The following is a 20,253-nucleotide window of genomic DNA, read 5'->3' as shown; positions in this document are numbered from 1 at the left end:
CAACCAATTTAATAATAGCTTTATGTTTAACGACGAGGAAAATATAGACTTAAAGCAAGAATTAAGGCGTTATTTTCGGTACTGGCCTTGGTTTGTTATAGCCTTGGTAATATCACTTTTGGGAGCTTATTTTTATGTACGATATGCACCTAGAATTTATGAAACCTATTCTAAGATTAAAATTCTAGACGAATCTGAAGGCTTGGAATTACCTACCTCGGCCTTCATTTTTAAGCGCTCCAATATCAACTTAGAGAACGAAATAGAAATCATTACGTCCTATCTGATTATGGATCGTGTAGTACGGCAGCTCAATCTTAATACAAGTTTTTATGAAGAGGGTACCATACAAACCTCTCAAATAGCATCCTTACCACTTGTTTTTGAGCAAATCATTAAGCCCGATAGTATAGAACGTACCTTATCCTATAAGTTGGAATGTAATGATAAAGGCTTTCAAATTACCAATTTAGATACTGAAAAAGTATTTGAATTCAACGCCTATTCCACAAAACAAGTTGAACATAATTTACCGTTTAACCTTAGTATTGACAATAATATACCCTTAAATACATTCAGGGATAAGGTATATCTGATTAAATTTAATCCTATAAAAAGCACTGCTCTGGGATTGAAGAATAATATCAAAGTAGAAGCCATTGGCGATGCAAGCGATTTGTTAAAGTTGTCTATTAAAGGGGAGAGTGTAGAACGTTCAGAAAAAATCATAAATACCTTAATGGACGTATTTAATAAAGATGGTATTTATGATAGGCAATTAGTGTCTAAACGAACCTTGAACTTCATAGATGAGCGTTTTGTGTTTTTAGCAGAAGAACTCGACTCTATTGAAATCAATCAAGAGGTATTTAAAGAGAAAAATAATATTGTTGATATTGCCACGGATGCAGAGTTAGGGCTGCAGCAGCGTTCCGAATCTGAGGCAGAACAGTTCAAACTACAGAATCAACTTACCTTATCGAGATTACTAGCTGATGCTTTAAAAGGAAATGCAGAATCCGATTTACTCCCTGCAAATATTGGTATAGAGAATGCAGGGATTAATGCCTTGATATCAGAATATAACGTAGCGGTCATCAATAGGGATAAGTTGGAGAATAGTGGTGGTCAAAACAATCCAGCAGTTAGGTCAGCTCAAAACCAAGTCATTGACTTAAAAGCTAACATCAGTAGGTCTTTAAGAACCTATTCCAATCAATTGGAAGCCTCCTTAAAGCAACTCGAAAACCGAACTCAAAAATTTGCAGGGAGGGTATCCCAAATACCACAGCAAGAACGCTTGTTTAAAGCGATTCAACGACAACAAAAAATAAAGGAAAGCTTGTATCTTTTACTGTTGCAAAAACGTGAAGAGGCGGCCATAAACCTAGCAATTACCGAGCCCTCTATAAAAGTGGTAGAGAACGCATTGTCTGGTACAAGACCTATATCACCAAAGCCTAACATCATCTATGCTGCTGCTTTATTGGGCGGATTATTAATCCCGTTTGGCATTTTATACCTCATTTTTATGTTAGATACTAAACTGCATAGCAAAGAAGATGTTACTAAGGTAACTTCTAAAATTCCGGTTATTGGTGAGATTCCTAACTTAAAAAAGACTAAGAATATCATATTTAATGATCCCAATGACCGTTCTCCGTTAGCGGAATCCTTCAGGATTTTAAGTGCGAATGTGGATTATATCTTGCCCATTAAAGATGGTGAAAAAGGTAAGGTCATTTATTGTACATCTACTATTAAAGGGGAAGGGAAAACCTATATTAGTCTTAATCTTTCGTTGGCCTTATCGAGTATGAATAAGAAAGTTTTACTGATAGGTGCTGATTTACGAAACCCCCAAATACATGCGCATATTAATGAGGATAAACAAAAATCAGGGTTGTCTAACTATCTTCATGACTTAGATTACGATTGGAAAGAGGCGCTCATTAGTGGTTTTCACATGCACCCGAACCATCACATTATGCTCTCTGGAAGCATACCACCAAATCCAGCACACCTACTCACCAATGGCCGCTTCAAAAAACTCATAGAAGAAGCCAAAAAAGAGTACGACTATGTGGTGGTAGATACGGCACCAACCATCTTAGTCACCGACACCATGTTAATTTCCTCACTGGCAGATGCAACAGTTTATATAGCTAGAGCTAATTACACTGAAAAGAATTTATTAAAATTCTCCAAGGAATTGTCAGAAAGTGGCAAGCTAAAAAATATGGCTTATGTTATTAATAGTGTAGGTGCAGGTAAATCTTACGGGTATGGTTATAACTACGGGTACAACTATGGTTATGGTAATCCAAGCAATGCATAGCTATTAAGCATTGTCTATTTTTGGTGGCTTACATGATATTTATCATAATTTCTGTCGGTTTTATAGGTTACTTTTAATAGTGAATTATAAAACCAATAGTCATGAGATATATACCACCAATTTCAGAAATAATGAGTACAGACATCATTGCTCTAAATAGAGATGATGATTTAGAGACTGCCGAGATACTTTTTAAAAGACACAAAATAAGACACATACCTGTGGTCAATGGTGAAGTAATTATTGGTATGCTTAGCTATTCAGATTTGTTACGGATTAGTTTTGCGGATGCTGTCTATGACAATGAAGATGAAGTAGATACTGTAGTCTATAATATGTTTACTATAGAGCAGGTGATGGTAAAAAATGTAAAAACAGTACCATCAACGGCTACTATTAAAGAAGTCGCCGAAATTTTATCAAAAGAGGAGTTTCATGCGTTACCTGTTGTAGATAATGGCAATCTGGTAGGTATTGTTACTACTACAGATTTAATAAACTATCTCTTGAAACAATTATAAATGAAAGAGGCTGCCTCAAAAGTTACTATGTTGTCAATCTGAACGCGTTTCAGATTCTCATACTTTTTAGACAGCTTCTTTTATGAATTGGCTATGGATTTTAAGGTTTTAATTGTTGCCGTTGGATTCTCGCTTTTAAAAACGTGACTTCCAGCAACAAAGGTATCTGCACCAGCTTCTACTAATTCTTTTATGTTTTTATCGGTAACACCTCCATCAATCTCTATGCGTGTGTCTAAACCTTGCTCATCAATTAATTGGCGTAATTTTTTAATCCGTTGATAGGTAACGTCTTCAAACTTTTGGCCACCAAACCCTGGATTGATAGACATCAATAAAACCATGTAACATTCTGGTAAAATATCTTCCAAAACATGTATTGGGGTAGTGATGTTAAGAACAACTCCTGCTTTACAACCTACATCTTTTATTTGTCGTAACGTTCTGTGTAAATGCACTGTAGATTCATAATGTACGGTAATAATATCAGCACCAACTTTGGCAAATTCTTCAATGTAACGCTCAGGTTTTTCTATCATTAAATGAACGTCTAATGGTTTTGTAGCGTGCTTTTTTATGGCGGCGATAACTGGCATACCATACGATATGTTTGGTACAAAATGACCGTCCATGACGTCGATGTGAAACCAATCGGCATCACTATTATTAACCATCTCAGTATCGCGTTGTAAGTTGCCAAAATCTGCAGCAAGCATTGAAGGGGCAATTAATTTTGAAGCCATTTTTTGAAGTCATTTTAATTTCATTGCAAATGTACTTAAAATGTAAAAGAAAGTTTGGGAACTCTTTGTTGTTTTTTAATGACAACAAAAGTCCCTTTCTGCTGGAAAGGGATTTAGGGATGGGCCTAAAAAGTGAACCCACGGTAATCAGCCGTGGGTTCTTTCATCAATCAAAAAACGAACAGTTATGTTTTGTAACTGTTGTTACCTTTAATAGGTTGGTGCTTAAATATACAAAAAACCAAGCCTAATCAAACCTTTATATCATTTTAACTCTGAATACTTTTATAATTATTTTGAATAATAATACCTAAAGTATTCTATCACAGAAGTTAACCCTAGTAGGTTCCTCTATAGCTTTGGTAACTCAGCGTAGTCGAAGTTAACCTAAATATGTTTTAATTCTGTCATTTCGGCTTCGCTCAATGGCCAAATATTATTTTACTTTACAGTATTGGTAACTGAGCGTATATAGCTTTGGTAACTGAGCGTAGTCGAAGTTAACCTAAATATGTTTTAATTCTGTCATTTCGGCTTCGCTCAATGGCCAAATATTATTTTACTTTACAGTATTGGTAACTGAGCGTATATAGCTTTGGTAACTGAGCGTAGTCGAAGTTAACCTAAATATGTTTTAATTCTGTCATTTCGGCTTCGCTCAATGGCCAAATATTATTTTACTTTACAGTATTGGTAACTGAGCGTAGTCGAAGTTAACCTAAATAGGTCTTCAATATTTTGCTTCTAGACGTATGTTTTAATCTACGAATAGCTTTTTCTTTAATCTGTCTTACACGTTCACGTGTTAAATCAAAAGTTTCACCAATTTCTTCTAAAGTCATTGGATGTTGATTGCCAAGTCCGAAATACAAACGAATAACATCTGCTTCACGAGGTGTAAGGGTTTCAAGAGCACGCTCAATCTCTGTACGTAGAGACTCATGTAACAAATCCTTATCCGGGTTTGGAGACTCTCCACTTCGTAATACATCATAAAGGTTAGAATCTTCACCTTCAACTAAAGGCGCATCCATACTGACGTGACGCCCAGAATTCTTCATGGACTCCTTAACATCGTTAATGGTCATATCTAATTCCTTAGCAATTTCCTCAGCTGATGGAGGACGCTCATGGCTTTGCTCTAAAAAGGCAAATGTTTTGTTGATTTTATTGATAGAACCTATCTTATTAAGAGGCAAACGTACGATACGCGATTGTTCTGCTAATGCTTGTAATATAGATTGACGAATCCACCATACAGCGTAAGAGATAAACTTAAAACCACGAGTTTCATCAAAACGTTGGGCAGCTTTGATTAGACCAAGATTACCTTCGTTAATTAAATCTGGTAATGTTAAACCTTGGTTTTGATATTGCTTAGCTACAGAGACAACGAAACGTAAGTTAGCTTTAGTTAGTTTCTCTAAAGCCACCTGATCGCCTGCTTTAATACGCTGTGCTAATTCTACTTCTTCGTCTGCTGTAATTAAGTCGACCTTACCAATTTCTTGTAGGTACTTGTCTAATGAAGCGGTTTCCCTGTTGGTTACCTGCTTGGTAATTTTGAGTTGTCTCATTTACTTTTTTATGATTTGTGCAATTTACAACGTCAGTGTTGCTTTTTATTATACGTAAATAGGCATCAAAATGTTACACTATTTGGTAAAAAAATTAAATTTTAATGAGTTTAACGGTATTTAGGTTGATATCGTCAATAGTTTCGTTGGTAAATTTGTAATGGCCTCTTGTGGTAATTAAACGAAACCTGTAAGACTTTAATTGACTCAAAGTATTAAGAAATAACCATTTAGATTTTAGTAATCTTGGTTTTTGGGATTTAAGGCTTAAATCAAAGATGTGTTTACGCCCCTCTTTTTCTGCAACAATATCAGGTGTTACCTCAATTTCACTTCCTTTTTTTAAGTAAGATTTAGGGGTTTCATAACCTTCTATGTCTGCTTTTATCTTAGAATAACCTAAACTTTCTAGGTAAGAGATAGAATGATGTAATTCTTCGGTGTATTTTATTTTGTCTTGTGGTATCATACCAGTAGTATAAGAAAAATCAAGCAAAAATCCAAACAAGACAGTTTTGATCATACATCACAGTGTGGTTATAAAATAAAAAAGCCCATAGAAAATCTATGAGCTTTTTTGGTATTGGAATGGTATTGTAAAATTTTTACAACTAGTTTTCTTCAAAAGTTTGAGCATCACCGAAGTGAGCTACTCTAGAGTTTAATACTTGGCTATCTCCAACAAAATTTTCGTTAGAAATAAAGGCAACTACACTTAGTTTGGAGGTATCTACAACATTAGAAGGAACATTAGCACTAAATGTTCTACTGTATATAGAATTTGTTACGTCACTGCTTTGTATAGCATCTCCAGAAACGTTTGTTAAACTTTTTCTAAGGACATGGTCGTGCTCAAAATTAGAAATGACACTTGTGCCTCCATAGTAACTTGTATAATTTTCTTGATCTGCTATTAAATCATCTTCTAGTATCATAACAACAAGCTTTGTATTATCAAAATCAAAGTCTTGGCTGAATTTTGCATCTACTTTTATAGTCATGGAATTACCAGATAATGATGGGGTAATAGCCAATCCTAAAGGTGCATTGTCACATAAGGTTAAGTCAACGACTTGATTTATATTACTAGGCTCAGGGAACGTCCAGTCAGACCCTCTGTCGATTTTTGCAGTAGGATACCCAGTAATTCCAAAAGCATTTTCTAGCTGGGTCACTTCTGGACAATAAAATTCATTATCGTTATGAACAGCAATTACAGTAATTTGATCTGTTTGTGCTCTAGTTTGTTCAATGGCATAAGATACTCTTGGGCAATAGCCACACCAAGTACCTGTATAATCTTCAATGACTACATGTTTCGTAAATTTATAATAATCCTCTGCTACACCCACATTAAGAGAGCCATTTGTTGCAATATTTTGATAAGTTGCGGTAACTTGTAAAGTTCCAGCTGTAGTGGTAGTGTAAGAGTTGCCTGTTATCGCTGTTCCGTTAACAGATATTGTTGCAGAATTAGTAACATCTTGGTTGTTATTTCCCTTAACAGAGAAAGTAACAGTGTCACCAACATAGATGCCACAGGCTACAGAACTTGAAACTTGAACGGAAATACTTGTGATGCCATTTGTGTTGCCATTACCATTGCCGTTGCCATTACCGTTTCCATCTCCATCACTATCACTACTACAGGCGCTGAAGCTAATGGTTAAGGCAATAAAGAAAAGATTGATTAAGTGTCTTGTTTTCATAAAATGCAAGTTTTTAATAATAAATATGTAGAGATTCAATTTAAAAAAACGCAAATTATACTAATTTTTTAAAAAACTGGTATTATTATTGCAAAATGTTAAAAAAAACTAAAATTTAAAAACATGAAATACCTATTCTTTTCTTTTTTCCTAATGAGTTCATTGTTAATTAATAGTCAGGAATTTCCGGATATAAACTTAAACGATATTGAAGGAAAAAGCATATCCGTAAAGGAGCTCGCAGATTCCGATGATATAAAAATCTTTAGCTTTTGGGCAACTTGGTGTGTGCCTTGTATTAATGAATTAGACGCCATAGCAGATGTTTATGAAGATTGGCAAGACGAAACGAATGTAGAGCTTATTGCTATTTCTACAGACGACGCTAGGACTAAAAAGAGAGTAATTCCTTTAGTGAACGGTAAAGGTTGGGAATACCAAATTTTATTGGATGAAAATCAAGATCTTAAACGTGCTTTAAATATTAATGTGTTGCCATACGTAGTTGTTGTGAAAAATGGAGAAATTATTCATACCAGGACAGGATACACTCCAGGAAGCGAAGAAGAGCTTTATGAAGTCGTAAAAGAACATTCAAAATAAACTCTATAAGTTTTGATTTTAAACCTTTAATTAGGTGTCAGTTCGAGTGATTTTGAGGAACGAAAAATGGTATTGAGAATTCTTTAAGGCAAAAAATCTATTCTCAATACAAATTTTATTCATTTTTAATCGTAAAATCTGCTTGAATTGACAAAATCATATCAAAATACACGATGGATTCTAAATTAGAATTGATAATCTACTAACTTAATTAACCCTATATATGAAAAAGCTATTATTGCTGTCAATGCTTTGTTTTACTGTAAACCAATTGTCAGCTCAATTACTTGATGATTTACGTGCCGGACTAGAGTCTAATATGGCATGGTATAACGATGATAAAAAAACAGGTCCTTTTTTTGATGATGTAAATAACGATGGAGATAAACATCTTAGATTTAATTCATATTTAAAATTGGACTACAACTTTCTTGAAAATTTTACAGCCACCGTTCAAATAGAATCCTATGAACCCTATGCGTTGTTAAATTATTCTCCAAATTTTGAAGGGACTAACCTAGGTATTTATTCACTTAATTATGCAAGTGAAAAGTTAGAAGCTAATGCAGGGCATTATTACGAGCAATTTGGTAGTGGTCTTATTCTTAGAAACTGGGAAGACAGACAACTTGGACTTAATAATGCACTATTAGGCGGAAGAATAAAATATAAGCCTACAGATTTTTTATCTGTAACAGGATTATATGGTAAACAACGCGTTGGCTTTGAAACAGCAGATAGTGACATTTTTGGATTTAATACAGAAATAGATATTTCCAACATTTTTAAGTTTGAAAATTCGTCGTTGAACCTTGGGTTTAGTTATGTTGGAAGACAAGAAAAAACGGATATTGAAGACCCAAATTTTGATGAGCTAACAAATGCCTTTTCTGGTCGTATAGACTTTTCTAAAGGCAGTTTTTATGCCAATGCAGAATATGTGGCAAAGTCAGATGATGTTTACGTTTTTAACGGACAAATAATTAACAATTTTGTCAATCCTGGTAATGCCTTATTAGTCAATACAGGATTTTCTAAAAAAGGATTTGGGTTGGATGCCACGTTTAGACGATTAGAAAATATGGGCTTTTTCTCAGAGCGTGAAAAAACTGGTAATGTGTTTTTAGAAAACAATATCAACTTTACACCAGCATTAACTAAGCAGCACGATTATTTATTGACAAACATTTTTGTGTACCAAGCACAATCGCAAGTTGTTTTTGCTGATCCTCAGCTTATGGAGGCTGGTGAAATCGGTGGGCAATTAGATGTGTTTTATAATATTGAAAAAGGAACAGCACTCGGTGGTGAATATGGTACAAAAATAGCCTTTAATGCATCGTACTGGGCAGGTTTAAAGGGCGATTATGATTTTGATAATCTATCGTATGATGTCGACTTTTTAGGTTTTGGTGATAAGTATTTCTCTGATGTAAGTTTAGAGATTAGAAAAAAATGGAATAAAAAAGTGAATTCTATTTTCTACTATGTTAATCAATATTACAATCAAAGAACTATTGAAGATAACTTTTCAGGAGAGCAGATAAAAACCAATATTGTAGTAGGTGAAACCATTTATAAGTTTGGTAGAATAGGACAATCTGTACGTTTAGAGTTACAAAAACTATGGTCAAATTCTGAAAATCACGATTGGGTTGGTGGAACTTTAGAATATAATGCGAGCCCTAGATTGTCTTTTTATGTTAATGATATTTATAACAGTGGTACTGATAGTAGTACTTCCGAAAATCATTATTACAATTTTGGAGGCAGTTATAACAAGGGCACCACACGTTTTTCGTTAAACTACGGAAGACAGCGTGCTGGTTTGGTTTGTGTAGGTGGCGTTTGTCGTTTTGTACCAGAAGCTACAGGACTTTCTGCTAGTTTACTGATGTCATTCTAGAAATTTTAAGAGCTTAATAAATAAAAAGCCCATCAAAATTTGATGGGCTTTTTAATAATACATAAAGAGTGTTAATCTTCTCTTTTATGATCTCTTCGATTTCTATCGTCTCTGTTGCGATTATCTCTGTTTCGGTTATCGCGTCCACGATTGTCTCTGTTGCGATTGTTGTTATCGCGCTTAGGTCTATCTTCCCAGCCTTCAGGCTTCGGTAAAATTGCTTTACGAGATACTTTTTCCTTTCTGGTTTTTGGATCAACACCAAAGTATTTTACATCAAATACATCTCCCAGGTTAACCACGTCAGATACATTTTCTGTACGTTCCCAAGCCAATTCGCTTACGTGAAGTAAAACTTCATTGCCTGGTGCTTCTGTATATTCTACAACAGCACCAAAGTCTAACATCTTAACGACTTTTACTTCGTAAATGCTACCTACTTCTGGTTTAAAGGTTAATGAATCAATTGAAGCTAAGACCTTATCAATACCTTCTTGATCGGTACCTAAAATTTCAACAATACCTTCTCCAGTAATAGGGTCTTCATTGATAACAATGGTTGTTCCTGTCACTTTTTGTAACTCTTGTATTACTTTTCCACCAGGGCCGATGAATGCACCAATTAAATCATTTGGTAGTTTAGCAGTTACCATTTTTGGCGCATGTGCCTTAACGTCGGCATTTGGTGTAGCAATGGTATCAGTTAATTTACCAAGTATGTGCAATCGGCCATCTCTAGCTTGATTTAAGGCATTTACTAAAATCTCATAACTAAGACCTTTTATTTTTATGTCCATTTGACATGCTGTAATACCATCTTCAGTACCAGTGACCTTAAAGTCCATATCTCCTAAGTGATCTTCATCACCTAAAATATCTGATAAAACAGCATAACGCTCGCCATCAGAAATAAGTCCCATGGCAATACCAGAAACTGGTTTTTTCATCTGAATACCAGCATCCATAATAGCCATTGTACCTGCACAAACGGTTGCCATAGATGAAGAACCGTTAGATTCTAAAACTTCGGAAACCACACGTACTGTGTATGGGCAATCTACAGGAATCATACGTTTTAATGCGCGTTGCGCTAAGTTTCCGTGTCCAATTTCACGACGAGACGTACCTCTCAATGGTCGTGCTTCACCTGTTGAAAAAGGAGGGAAGTTGTAGTGTAAGTAGAAACGTTCTTCACCTTCTAATGATGGGTTGTCAACAACATTAGCTTCACGAGAGGTACCTAAAGTAACGGTTGCTAAAGCTTGAGTTTCCCCACGTGTAAAGATTGAAGAACCATGAGTAGAGGGTAAGTAATCTACCTCACACCAAATTGGACGAACTTCGGTAGTTTTACGACCATCTAAACGGATACCTTCCTCTAAGACTAGATTACGAACAGCTTCTTTTTGTACTTTACTAAAGTATTTTGAAACCAAGCCACCAACGACTTCCAATTCTTCTTCTGTATATTCTGCCTTTAAGGCTTCTTTTACTTCAGAAAAGGCCAAACCTCTATCATGCTTTGATGATGAACTTTTGGCAATTTCATAGCATTTATCGTATGCAAAAGCTTTTACTTTTTCAAGAACGGCTTCGTCTTCAACTTCAGACACATATTCACGGGTTTCTTTTTTGCCTACTTTTTCAACCAAACGTCTTTGAGCTTCAATTTGAACTTTGATGGCTTCGTGAGCAACTTTGATGGCTTCAACCATTTCTTCTTCAGAAATCTCACTCATCTCACCTTCAACCATCATTACAGAATCTTCAGAAGCACCAATAACCATATCGATATCAGATTGCTCCAATTGTGATAAGCTTGGGTTGATGATAAATTCACCATTAATTCGGCCTACACGAACCTCAGAAATAGGAGTTTCAAATGGGATATCAGATAACTGAATAGCAGCAGAAGCTGCTAAACCAGCAAGCGCATCTGGCATAACCTCTTTGTCTAAAGACATTAACTGAATCATTACTTGAGTTTCAGCATGGTAATCTTTAGGGAATAATGGACGTAATACGCGGTCAACAATTCGCATGACTAAAATTTCTTCAGTGCTAGGGCGCGCCTCACGCTTAAAGAATCCACCAGGATAACGACCAGCAGCAGCAAATTTTTCGCGGTAATCAACGGTTAAGGGTAAAAAATCTACATCTGCGGCATCGTAGTTAGAAACTACAGTACAGAGTAGCATGGTTTCACCCGATTGTACAACAACAGATCCATGTGCCTGTTTTGCAAGTTTTCCGGTTTCGATAGAAATTTCTCTACCATCACCAAGGTCTATGACCTCTTTGTAAGTTTTAGGAATCATAAAATTTTAAATCTTCAGCTGATATGCAGCGCATAATCAGCAATGTTAAACAATGGTCGTTGTGTTGTTGTGTAGCTGTTGTTGTGACCAATGAAAAACTGTTGTAGCTTCTTCAATTCGAAAATTAAACGCTTTCGAGGACGTGATATGTAAACAAAAAACCACGCTTAAGGCGTGGTCTTTATTTAGAATTTACTTTCTTAATCCTAATTCTTTAACGATAGCACGGTATCTTAAGATATCTTTCTTAGTTAAGTAGTCTAATAAAGCTCTACGCTTACCTACTAACTTTACTAACGAACGCTCAGAGTTATAATCTTTACGGTTGTTTTTTAAATGCTCAGTTAAATGGTTAATCCTGTGCGTAAATAACGCAATTTGTCCTTCGGCAGAACCGGTATCATTCTTTCCTTTACCGTGTTTTGCGAAGATTTCTTCTTTTTTCTCTTTAGATAAATACATTCTAATATTATTGTAAATGATTGTTATGTACTTTGAAAGATTTTCTTTCAGGCGGCAAATATAGTAAAAATTAGAGATTTACAATCTTAAATTGATTTCTTTTCGAGAAATATTCTAAAAATTAAACCTTTTGTTATTGTCTTGGTCTTAACATCATATTAACAATAAAAAAGTAATCATGAAAAAATTCAATGTAATTAAAAAAGGCATTTTAAGTCTTTTTGTTTTAGGGTTTGTGTTCACCTCTTGTAGTAATAATGAAGAGGCTACAGAAGCAGAAGATGTAACACAAGATACTACGGAAGTAAAGCGTTCTGCTGAAATCGACCAAATAGATAACATTTTGGGTGACATTGTCATTGATGCCTATGAGGAGCAAGAATCAACAGCAGATAGAAGTGGAGTAACTGATGATATAGTTTATGCAAAAGATATTCCTGAATGTGTTACAATCACTGTAGTGGCGCAACAAAATTACAGAGAAGTAACATTAGATTTTGGTACAGAAGGTTGTATGGTTAATGGACATCTTATACAAGGACAGATTGTTTTTGATTATACCAGAAACCCAGAAGCGCAGCAAATTATGATTAACTATAATTTGGTAGATTTCTATTTTGATGCTAAAAATGTAATGGCCAGCCGTTCTATTTTGAAAGAGTTGTCAAATGAAAATGGAAATCCACAGTTTACTCATAGCTTAAGTGTTACTGTCATCTGGCCAAATGGATTACAAGCTTCAAGAGAGGGAACAAGAATTAGAGAGTGGGTAGAAGGTTTTAATAGTGGTGTTTTTAGTGATAATGTATTTGAAATCACTGGGAACTGGACAGCGACGTTTGTAAATGGCAATACACATACGTATGAAGTTTTAGTTCCACTAAGAAGAGAGGTTGTTTGTGCCTACTTTGTAAGTGGCTCTTTTGATGTACAGCGTACAAATTTTGGTGGTATCTTCGATTTTGGTGATGGCGATTGCGATAACCAAGCGACGTTTACTTTTAACAACGGTACAGAAATACCTGTAGTGCTAAATTAGATTTTGTTTTAGTTGATTGGAGTGAAAAAGCGAGCTTTCGGTTACTGAGCGTAGTCGAAGTAGCTCGCTTTTTTAAGATTAGTATTGAAGGTCATCAATGCCCATTGAAAGATTAGCTTTTATAATTAGGTCAAAGCTTACAGAGTTATCATTTAATTCGCCAGTAAATAAGGTATTGACTTCAACGGTATTTCTAAAATCAGAGGCAATTTTATTTAGGAGAAAACGATCAACTATATAGTTTTCCGTATTCAAATTATCTAGAATCTCAATATTTCCAATATCTATTCTAGTTCCACCAATTATAATAGTAGCATTGTTAATCGTGGTTGCTGCACTGCCAGAAAAATTTGCTATTTCATAACTAAGTTTATTTACTCTAGAATCGATTATAAAGTTTTCATTTTCGGCAATTGTCTCATTGCTTGTAATGTCTAAAGTTGCGCTACTCGAAAAGCGACTATTTCCGTCTATAAAACTGTTTGTATCTGTTGTAATTAACGACGAAAAATCATCGCTTACAACAAGCAGATTAACAGGGTCTTCTTTTTCGCATGAAAAACAAAAAAAACATAACAGCGCTAGAGTGTTTTTTAAGAAATCGGGTTTCATGATCAGTGATTTAATGTTCAAAATGGAATATAAAGATAAAAAAAGAGACGATGATTTCGTCTCTTTTAGTGCTAATGTCTTAAAGGTTGATTTTTTATTAAATCTATATATTGGTTTACCTTTTTCTTTAAATCTTTTCTATGCGATATAAAGTCTAAGAAACCATGTTCTAATAAAAACTCTGAAGTTTGGAAACCTTCTGGTAATTCTTGTCCTGTGGTATCTCTAACAACTCTTGGGCCTGCAAAACCAATCAAAGCACCTGGTTCTGCTATATTAATATCCCCTAGCATTGCAAAAGATGCTGTTGTACCACCTGTGGTTGGATCTGTACATAATGAAATGTAAGGGATTTGAGCATCTGCTAGCTGAGCCAATTTTGCCGAGGTTTTTGCTAGTTGCATTAATGAAAATGCCGCTTCCATCATACGAGCTCCACCAGATTTGCTAATAATCATAAATGGAATCTTTTTCTTTAAGGCATAGTCGGCAGCTCTTGCAATTTTTTCGCCAACAACACTCCCCATAGATCCACCAATAAAACTAAAGTCCATACAAGCTACAACTAAATCTTCTCCCATTGATTTACCAACCGCTGTACGTACGGCATCTTTAAGATTGGTTTTAGTTTGTGCCGCTTTTAAACGGTCTGGGTATTTTTTTGTATCAACAAACTTTAATGGATCTTTAGAGGTTAAATTAGCATCTAATTCCGTGAATTTTTTATCGTCAAATAGAATTTCAAAATATTCTTTGCTCCCTATTCTTACGTGATAACCATCTTCAGGACTAACATAAAAATTTTGTTCTAATTCTTTAGTGTCTATTATTTTTCCTGTAGGAGATTTGTACCAAAGCCCTTTGGGAGTATCCTTTTTTTCTTCTGTAGACGTTTGGATTCCTTTATCTTTTCTTTTAAACCAAGCCATATAAAATTGATTTTTTAAACCCTTTGACAACGCTTAGGGCAGTTTTAATCATAGATTAAAAAGATTTCTATAATTAATGCTATTAGTTAGTTGAAGCAAAATTACTACTAATTAATTAAACTCAAAAGCAGTTGTTTAATGTAATTGTTAAAATAAACTAACCTATCAAAACTATAAGACAGTCTTGATAGGTCTGAAAATATGGAATGCATTATTATAACGTATCTACGTTATTTAAGTCTTCAAATGCTTTTTTAAGGCGCTCAACAAAAGCTTGTTCTCCTTTTCTCAGCCAAACTCTTGGATCGTAGTATTTTTTGTTTGGGACATCGTCACCTTCAGGATTACCTATTTGGGTTTGCAAGTAGTCATGATTGTCTTGTATGTAATCTCTAACTCCACTTAGGAAAGCCCATTGCATATCAGTGTCAATATTCATTTTTATAACTCCATAGCCAATGGCTTCTCTTATTTCTTCTACTGTAGAGCCAGAGCCACCATGAAAAACAAAATCTATATGATTATGACCAACATTGTATTTTTTTGTAATGTACTCTTGCGAGTTTTTTAAGATTTTAGGGGTTAATTTTACATTACCTGGTTTGTACACACCATGAACGTTTCCAAATGCAGCAGCGATGGTAAATTGATCGCTAACCTTGCTTAATTCTTCATAGGCATAAGCCACTTCTTCTGGTTGGGTATATAATTTAGAGGCATCTACATCACTATTATCAACACCGTCTTCTTCACCACCAGTAATACCAAGTTCTATCTCTAGGGTCATACCCATTTTGCTCATTCGGGCTAAGTATTGCTTACAGATTTCTATATTCTCTTCAATAGGCTCTTCAGATAAATCGATCATGTGAGAACTGTAAAGTGGTTTTCCAGTTTCTTTAAAATGTTTTTCGCTAGCATCTAATAAACCATCAATCCAAGGCAGTAATTTTTTTGCACAGTGATCAGTATGCAAAATTACAGGAACCCCATAAGCTTCGGCCAATTGATGTACATGTTTGGCGCCTGCAATACCACCTGCAATAGCACCTTTCTCATTTTCGTTTCCTAAACCTTTCCCTGCATTAAACTGTGCACCTCCATTAGAAAACTGAATTATTACTGGAGCATTTAAAGCTTTAGCGGTTTCTAAAACACCATTAATGGTATTAGAACCAATAACATTTACAGCTGGTAAGGCAAATCCTTTTTCTTTAGCTAATTTGAAAATTTCCTGAACTTCTCTCCCTGTAGCAACGCCAGGTTTGATATTGTGACTCATGACTTTATGATTGAAAATTAGATATCAAAAATACATAATTTTAGGCATCTTTTGGAGTGTTTTAGAAGATAAAAAACCAAAAACGATTTAGGTGGAGTGAGGTAATTTTAAAAAGGATAATTAATACCAATATTATACACAGCATTTCTGAAGTTGTAATTTCTAAGCCAACGGCTACCTTCTTGTTGAGACGGGTCGTAAGTTTTAAAACCAGTATCAAAACGCAGTACAAAAAAGTTAAAATCGTAGCGTAGACCAAATCCAGAGCCTATAGCAATATTCTTTAAGGAATTAAAATTTGTAAAGGTTGCTCTATCATCTACTACATTATCTAAAACATTCCAGATGTTGCCTGCATCAACAAAAAGAGCACCTCTTAGGTTTCCAAAGAGCCCAAAACGCTGTTCTGCACTAAGATGGATTTTAAAGTTTGCTTCATTAAACTCATTGGTAGAACTTGAGCTTCCTGGCCCAAGGTTATAGGCCGTCCATGCTCTATTGTCATTTGGACCTCCGGCAAAGAAACTCTCGGCAAATGGGATACTATTGGAGTTGCCATAAGGAATTGCAATACCTGCATAACTTCTAAAGGCAAAGACATTATTTCTACCTAAGTCAAAATATTTGACATAGTCGATTTCGGTTTTGAAATATTGAGAAAACACTACCCCAAAAACTTCATAATTTCCATCGTTGTTTTTTGATGCACCAAATATTTCAGATAGGTTAGAGAGCAGATTTCCTGCTAACTCAACACGCCACTTAAAAATTGAAAAGTCGTTATCAAAAATACTGGTGCGTTTATCTTTTTTGTAATCAAAGCTCGATGAAAAAATAAGGTTGTTTTCCGTTAATCGTTGTTTTCGCTCTTCAATATTATTTACGGTAATAAAATCTTCATCAGAGTTGGTTAAACTTGTATTTCCGTTAAGGACATCATCAATAAATTCATTAGCTCCTGTAGGTATCGATAAGTTTTCATCTGAAGGAACATAGCCTATATTTTGTGCTATATCGTTGAGCCTGCTGTAAGAGTTTGTATAAACCCCAAAGTAATTACTGGTGTTTAGATTTTTTACAAACTGAACATTGAAAAGTTCTAGGGCATTTGATACCGTCCTTGAAGGCGACCAATTATAACTCAAAAGTCCTGATAATGTTTGTTTGTCGAGTCCAATATTTTGCTGGCTCGTCGTGGAAAGATTTATTGCTGTATTTGGCGACATGTATTTTGGGATAATACTATCTGTATTAAAAGGAGTGAATAATCTTGGAATAGTTAACCTAATATTGCCACCAAACTCGTTAATATCAAAAAAAGCACTAACATCATCGCTTCTGTTTTTTGAAGCACCAATTGCCGCGATACCACTTATTTCCAATGTTTCTGCACCCCTAAAAATATTTCTAATTTTTAAACCAGGAGTTACAGAAAAACCAATGGTCTGAATATTACTTTGCGATACATCTACATCTAAACTAAGCGCATATTTTTTCTTTGGCTCTAGATATATGTTGGCTGTTAGTGTGGTGTCCTCAGGATTTTCTATGTATTCTATACTTGGATATCTAAACATTTGTAAATCATTGAGGTAGCGTAGCGATCTACTGCGTGCTAAATCTGTATAAATATCTCCTTTGTTAATAAAAACGGCATCAGTAAGTGCCTTGGGTCTGAATCTAAGTTTTTCCTTGCTATATAGATTATAATCTTTATAGATTGTGGTGTCTGAAATGGCTTTATTCTGATTCTTAAAATTTTCGTCAGTGAAGATATTGACTTCTTTGATCTTAAAAATTTTAAAAGGTTCAATTCTTGTGGAATCTTCTGTTCTTATTTGTCTGTTTCCAATGATGAGATCTGTATTGACTTTATGGTTTGTGTCTATAGTGTCAGTTTCAAACCTTATGTAGTCTTGGCCAAAGTAGTAGAAACCAGCATTCCTTAAATAGGTGTTGATACGTTCGCGTTCATCCTCATAATTTTGTGAATTGAATTGCTCGCCTTTTTTTAGCAGTGTGGCTTTGATGAATTTTGGATATAGGGAATCTATTAAAGGACTACTGATAATAGGCCTTAGTGAATCTAAAAGATAGGGTTCATTTTTAGTAACCTTGTACGTTACCTCAGCTCTTTTAGCACTGTCTTTAGTAACTTCAAAAACTACCTCATTATCAAACCACCCTTTGTTGTAATAGTACTTTCTTAAGTTAGTTGCAGTTTTTTCTGTTTTGTCTTTGTTGTAAATTGTAGGTGCTTCTCCTGTACGTTTTAACCAGCTATTAAAGTTCTTTCTAGCTTCTATCTCTTGATCAAATTGTTTTTTAGATAGTAGCTTTGTTTTCCATCGTACTTTAGAAGAGTCACTCAATACTTTGGCTTCTATAATTGAGTCTATATTAGGTCTGGCTAAATTATAAATATGAAGCTTTAAAGGAAAACCCAATAAACTATTCATGCCAGAATTGGTTTTCTGAAGAATAATGTTGTTGACGCGTTCTTCCTTGTTAACCTTATCGTCTTCAATAATCGTGTTTTTAGTAATTAAATACTCATTGGATTTAACACGTTTCACAACATCACATGAATTAAGAACCATGACAAAAACCAATAACAGACAGTATTGCAGTGCTTTATGAAATTTTGATACTATTGAAGATTGAATTTGCAAGCTTATTTGATGTATGATCTTTTGATATTGGTTGCTATAAACAAAAATTAGTCCAAAAAAGGTTTACTTTGTATTTAATCTAAGCAAATGTAAAGACATTTTAATGGTTACAAAGCAAGAAATAAAGTTAATTAAAAGTTTAAATCAAAAAAAATACAGGCAACAGTTAGGACTATTTACTGTTGAAGGCGTAAAAGGGATTGTAGAATTCCTCAATTCTGATTTTAAACTTAATCGACTGTATACTACAGAACAGATTTTTGATGCACCCGAAAATCAAACTATAGAAATCTCTAAAAATGATTTAGATAAGATAACGTCTTTAAAAAATCCCAATACAGCTTTAGCAGTTTTTGAAATTCCAAAGTCGGTTGAAGCGGATAAGAAAGGATTAATTGTAGTACTAGATGATGTAAGAGATCCAGGAAATTTAGGAACTATCATTAGGCTTTGTGATTGGTATGGTATAAAGGACTTGATTTGTAGTCCAAATACTGTGGATTGCTACAACTCTAAAGTAGTGCAAGCTACGATGGGCTCTCTAACACGGGTTAATATCTTATATGTGGATTTAAGTGAATTCATTTCAAACTATAAAGGAACTGTTTTTGGAACCTATATGAATGGGGAAAACATTTATACTTCGAAATTGCCGAATGAAGGTATTATTGTTTTAGGAAATGAGGCCAACGGTATCTCAAAGGAAATAATTTCAATAATAGATAGAAAAATAACGATCCCTCAATTTGGGAATAGTAAAGACACAGAAAGTCTAAACGTGGCTAACGCAACGGCTATTGTTTTGAGCGAATTTAGAAGACGTACTATTGAAAGGTAAAGTTTATAAAGATACCTCTGGTTTGCATTTTAGCAACATTGCCAGTCCATGGACTGTTTGGGTCAGCATCTCTAACAATCTCGTCATTGATAGCAAAAATGCCACGTATTGAAGGTGTGAACTTAAAGTAAAGTAGATACAAGTCTATACCAAAACCAATTTCGTAGAAATAGGTGTTTTTCTTCATTCTAAACTCACCAGCACTATTATCATCTGGGTTGTCTTGATTGCTTGAAAGGTTTAAAGCAGTTGAAAATCCGCCAATAATAAAAGGCTTAAAATTATTGATTCGCTTGGTAGAGACTTTCAACAATAACGGAATATGTATGTACGTAGATTTTACTTCTCTAAGTAAATCCGAATCATTGAAATCTGTACCAACAAAATAGCTTTCGTCATACATTAAATTTCGGGTGGTAAAGAAAACTCCTGGTTCTAACCTTAGATTCATGTAGTTGTTAATTCGCATGTCGCCAATGAGACCTAGGTGAAATCCGAAGGTTTTGTCTACTAGTATATCACTTAAATCTTCATTGTAATCAAACTTAAAATCGTATTGGTTAAATCCTAAAAAATAGCCCCAAGACAAAAACTTTTGGTCTAAATTGTCAATATTATTAGCAACTTTTTCTTTAGTAAATAGTTGTGCAGTTGCAGATTGAAATACTACTAAAAATGTTAAGAAAACAAGGATTTTCTTCATA

The 20,253-nt window shown here is 34.6% G+C and carries 17 protein-coding genes; 6 read left to right on the top strand and 11 right to left on the bottom strand.

The genetic code is table 11. The features are described 5' to 3' along the window. The first annotated feature begins 22 nt into the window (after positions 1 to 22). Positions 23 to 2,338, top strand: coding sequence for a GumC family protein (locus ACPX19_RS02690; RefSeq protein WP_426431330.1), 2,316 nt, complete (start codon positions 23 to 25; stop codon positions 2,336 to 2,338). A 101-nt stretch (positions 2,339 to 2,439) separates the two neighbouring features. Beyond that, the gene (locus ACPX19_RS02685) at positions 2,440 to 2,859 is read left to right on the top strand and encodes an HPP family protein (RefSeq protein WP_426431329.1); all 420 of its coding nucleotides are present in this window, start codon (positions 2,440 to 2,442) and stop codon (positions 2,857 to 2,859) included. An 80-nt stretch (positions 2,860 to 2,939) separates the two neighbouring features. On the opposite strand, the gene rpe is transcribed toward ACPX19_RS02685, so the two are convergent. The 4 genes from rpe to ACPX19_RS02665 form a co-directional block, all read right to left on the bottom strand. Then, positions 2,940 to 3,602 (bottom strand): ribulose-phosphate 3-epimerase, encoded by a 663-nt coding sequence (gene rpe / locus ACPX19_RS02680; protein WP_426431328.1) that lies wholly within the window; start codon positions 3,600 to 3,602, stop codon positions 2,940 to 2,942. 713 nt (positions 3,603 to 4,315) lie between these two features. Then, positions 4,316 to 5,179 carry a sigma-70 family RNA polymerase sigma factor gene (locus ACPX19_RS02675; RefSeq protein ID WP_040247666.1) on the bottom strand — a complete coding sequence of 288 codons (864 nt, stop codon included), beginning with the start codon at positions 5,177 to 5,179 and terminating at the stop codon, positions 4,316 to 4,318. 94 nt (positions 5,180 to 5,273) lie between these two features. Next, complete coding sequence (locus tag ACPX19_RS02670; protein WP_426432421.1) at positions 5,274 to 5,648, bottom strand: hypothetical protein; 375 nt, start codon at positions 5,646 to 5,648, stop codon at positions 5,274 to 5,276. Between the two features lie 142 nt (positions 5,649 to 5,790). Continuing rightward, complete coding sequence (locus ACPX19_RS02665; protein ID WP_426431327.1) at positions 5,791 to 6,888, bottom strand: Omp28-related outer membrane protein; 1,098 nt, start codon at positions 6,886 to 6,888, stop codon at positions 5,791 to 5,793. 123 nt (positions 6,889 to 7,011) lie between these two features. Here ACPX19_RS02665 and ACPX19_RS02660 point away from each other — a divergent pair, with 123 nt between their 5' ends. Both ACPX19_RS02660 and ACPX19_RS02655 read left to right on the top strand, forming a co-directional pair. Further along, entirely contained in the window at positions 7,012 to 7,491 is a 480-nt protein-coding gene (locus ACPX19_RS02660) for a TlpA family protein disulfide reductase (protein ID WP_426431326.1), read from the top strand. A gap of 223 nt (positions 7,492 to 7,714) precedes the next feature. After that, positions 7,715 to 9,397: a DUF6029 family protein gene (locus ACPX19_RS02655; RefSeq protein WP_426431325.1), complete on the top strand. Its 1,683-nt coding sequence runs from the start codon at positions 7,715 to 7,717 to the stop codon at positions 9,395 to 9,397. A gap of 71 nt (positions 9,398 to 9,468) precedes the next feature. Here the strand turns inward: ACPX19_RS02655 and ACPX19_RS02650 are convergent, their stop codons facing one another. Then, entirely contained in the window at positions 9,469 to 11,715 is a 2,247-nt protein-coding gene (locus ACPX19_RS02650) for a polyribonucleotide nucleotidyltransferase (protein WP_426431324.1), read from the bottom strand. Between the two features lie 192 nt (positions 11,716 to 11,907). Further along, positions 11,908 to 12,177, bottom strand: coding sequence for a 30S ribosomal protein S15 (gene rpsO, locus ACPX19_RS02645; protein WP_426431323.1), 270 nt, complete (start codon positions 12,175 to 12,177; stop codon positions 11,908 to 11,910). A 178-nt stretch (positions 12,178 to 12,355) separates the two neighbouring features. Between rpsO and ACPX19_RS02640 the strand changes: the two genes are divergently transcribed. After that, positions 12,356 to 13,216 carry a hypothetical protein gene (locus tag ACPX19_RS02640; RefSeq protein ID WP_426431322.1) on the top strand — a complete coding sequence of 287 codons (861 nt, stop codon included), beginning with the start codon at positions 12,356 to 12,358 and terminating at the stop codon, positions 13,214 to 13,216. 78 nt (positions 13,217 to 13,294) lie between these two features. Here ACPX19_RS02640 and ACPX19_RS02635 read toward each other — a convergent pair whose 3' ends face one another. From ACPX19_RS02635 to ACPX19_RS02620, 4 genes are all read right to left on the bottom strand, one after another. Then, positions 13,295 to 13,828 (bottom strand): hypothetical protein, encoded by a 534-nt coding sequence (locus ACPX19_RS02635; protein ID WP_426431321.1) that lies wholly within the window; start codon positions 13,826 to 13,828, stop codon positions 13,295 to 13,297. A gap of 71 nt (positions 13,829 to 13,899) precedes the next feature. Beyond that, complete coding sequence (gene accD / locus ACPX19_RS02630; RefSeq protein ID WP_426431319.1) at positions 13,900 to 14,757, bottom strand: acetyl-CoA carboxylase, carboxyltransferase subunit beta; 858 nt, start codon at positions 14,755 to 14,757, stop codon at positions 13,900 to 13,902. A gap of 214 nt (positions 14,758 to 14,971) precedes the next feature. Beyond that, on the bottom strand, positions 14,972 to 16,039 hold the full coding sequence (fbaA, locus tag ACPX19_RS02625; protein WP_426431318.1) for a class II fructose-bisphosphate aldolase: 1,068 nt from the start codon (positions 16,037 to 16,039) through the stop codon (positions 14,972 to 14,974). Between the two features lie 107 nt (positions 16,040 to 16,146). Further along, on the bottom strand, positions 16,147 to 18,615 hold the full coding sequence (locus ACPX19_RS02620; RefSeq protein WP_426431317.1) for a BamA/TamA family outer membrane protein: 2,469 nt from the start codon (positions 18,613 to 18,615) through the stop codon (positions 16,147 to 16,149). A 199-nt stretch (positions 18,616 to 18,814) separates the two neighbouring features. On the opposite strand from ACPX19_RS02620, the gene ACPX19_RS02615 reads away from it, so the two are divergent. Next, entirely contained in the window at positions 18,815 to 19,549 is a 735-nt protein-coding gene (locus tag ACPX19_RS02615) for a TrmH family RNA methyltransferase (protein WP_426431315.1), read from the top strand. Here ACPX19_RS02615 and ACPX19_RS02610 read toward each other — a convergent pair. Then, the gene (locus ACPX19_RS02610; protein ID WP_426431313.1) at positions 19,536 to 20,252 is read right to left on the bottom strand and encodes a porin family protein; all 717 of its coding nucleotides are present in this window, start codon (positions 20,250 to 20,252) and stop codon (positions 19,536 to 19,538) included. The genes ACPX19_RS02615 and ACPX19_RS02610 overlap by 14 nt on opposite strands. Between the last annotated feature and the right edge of the window lies 1 nt (position 20,253).

The organism is Winogradskyella sp. HB-48, assembly GCF_049942685.1.
Taxonomy (GTDB): Bacteria; Bacteroidota; Bacteroidia; order Flavobacteriales; family Flavobacteriaceae; genus Winogradskyella.
This window is presented reverse-complemented; position numbering and strand designations above follow the sequence as displayed.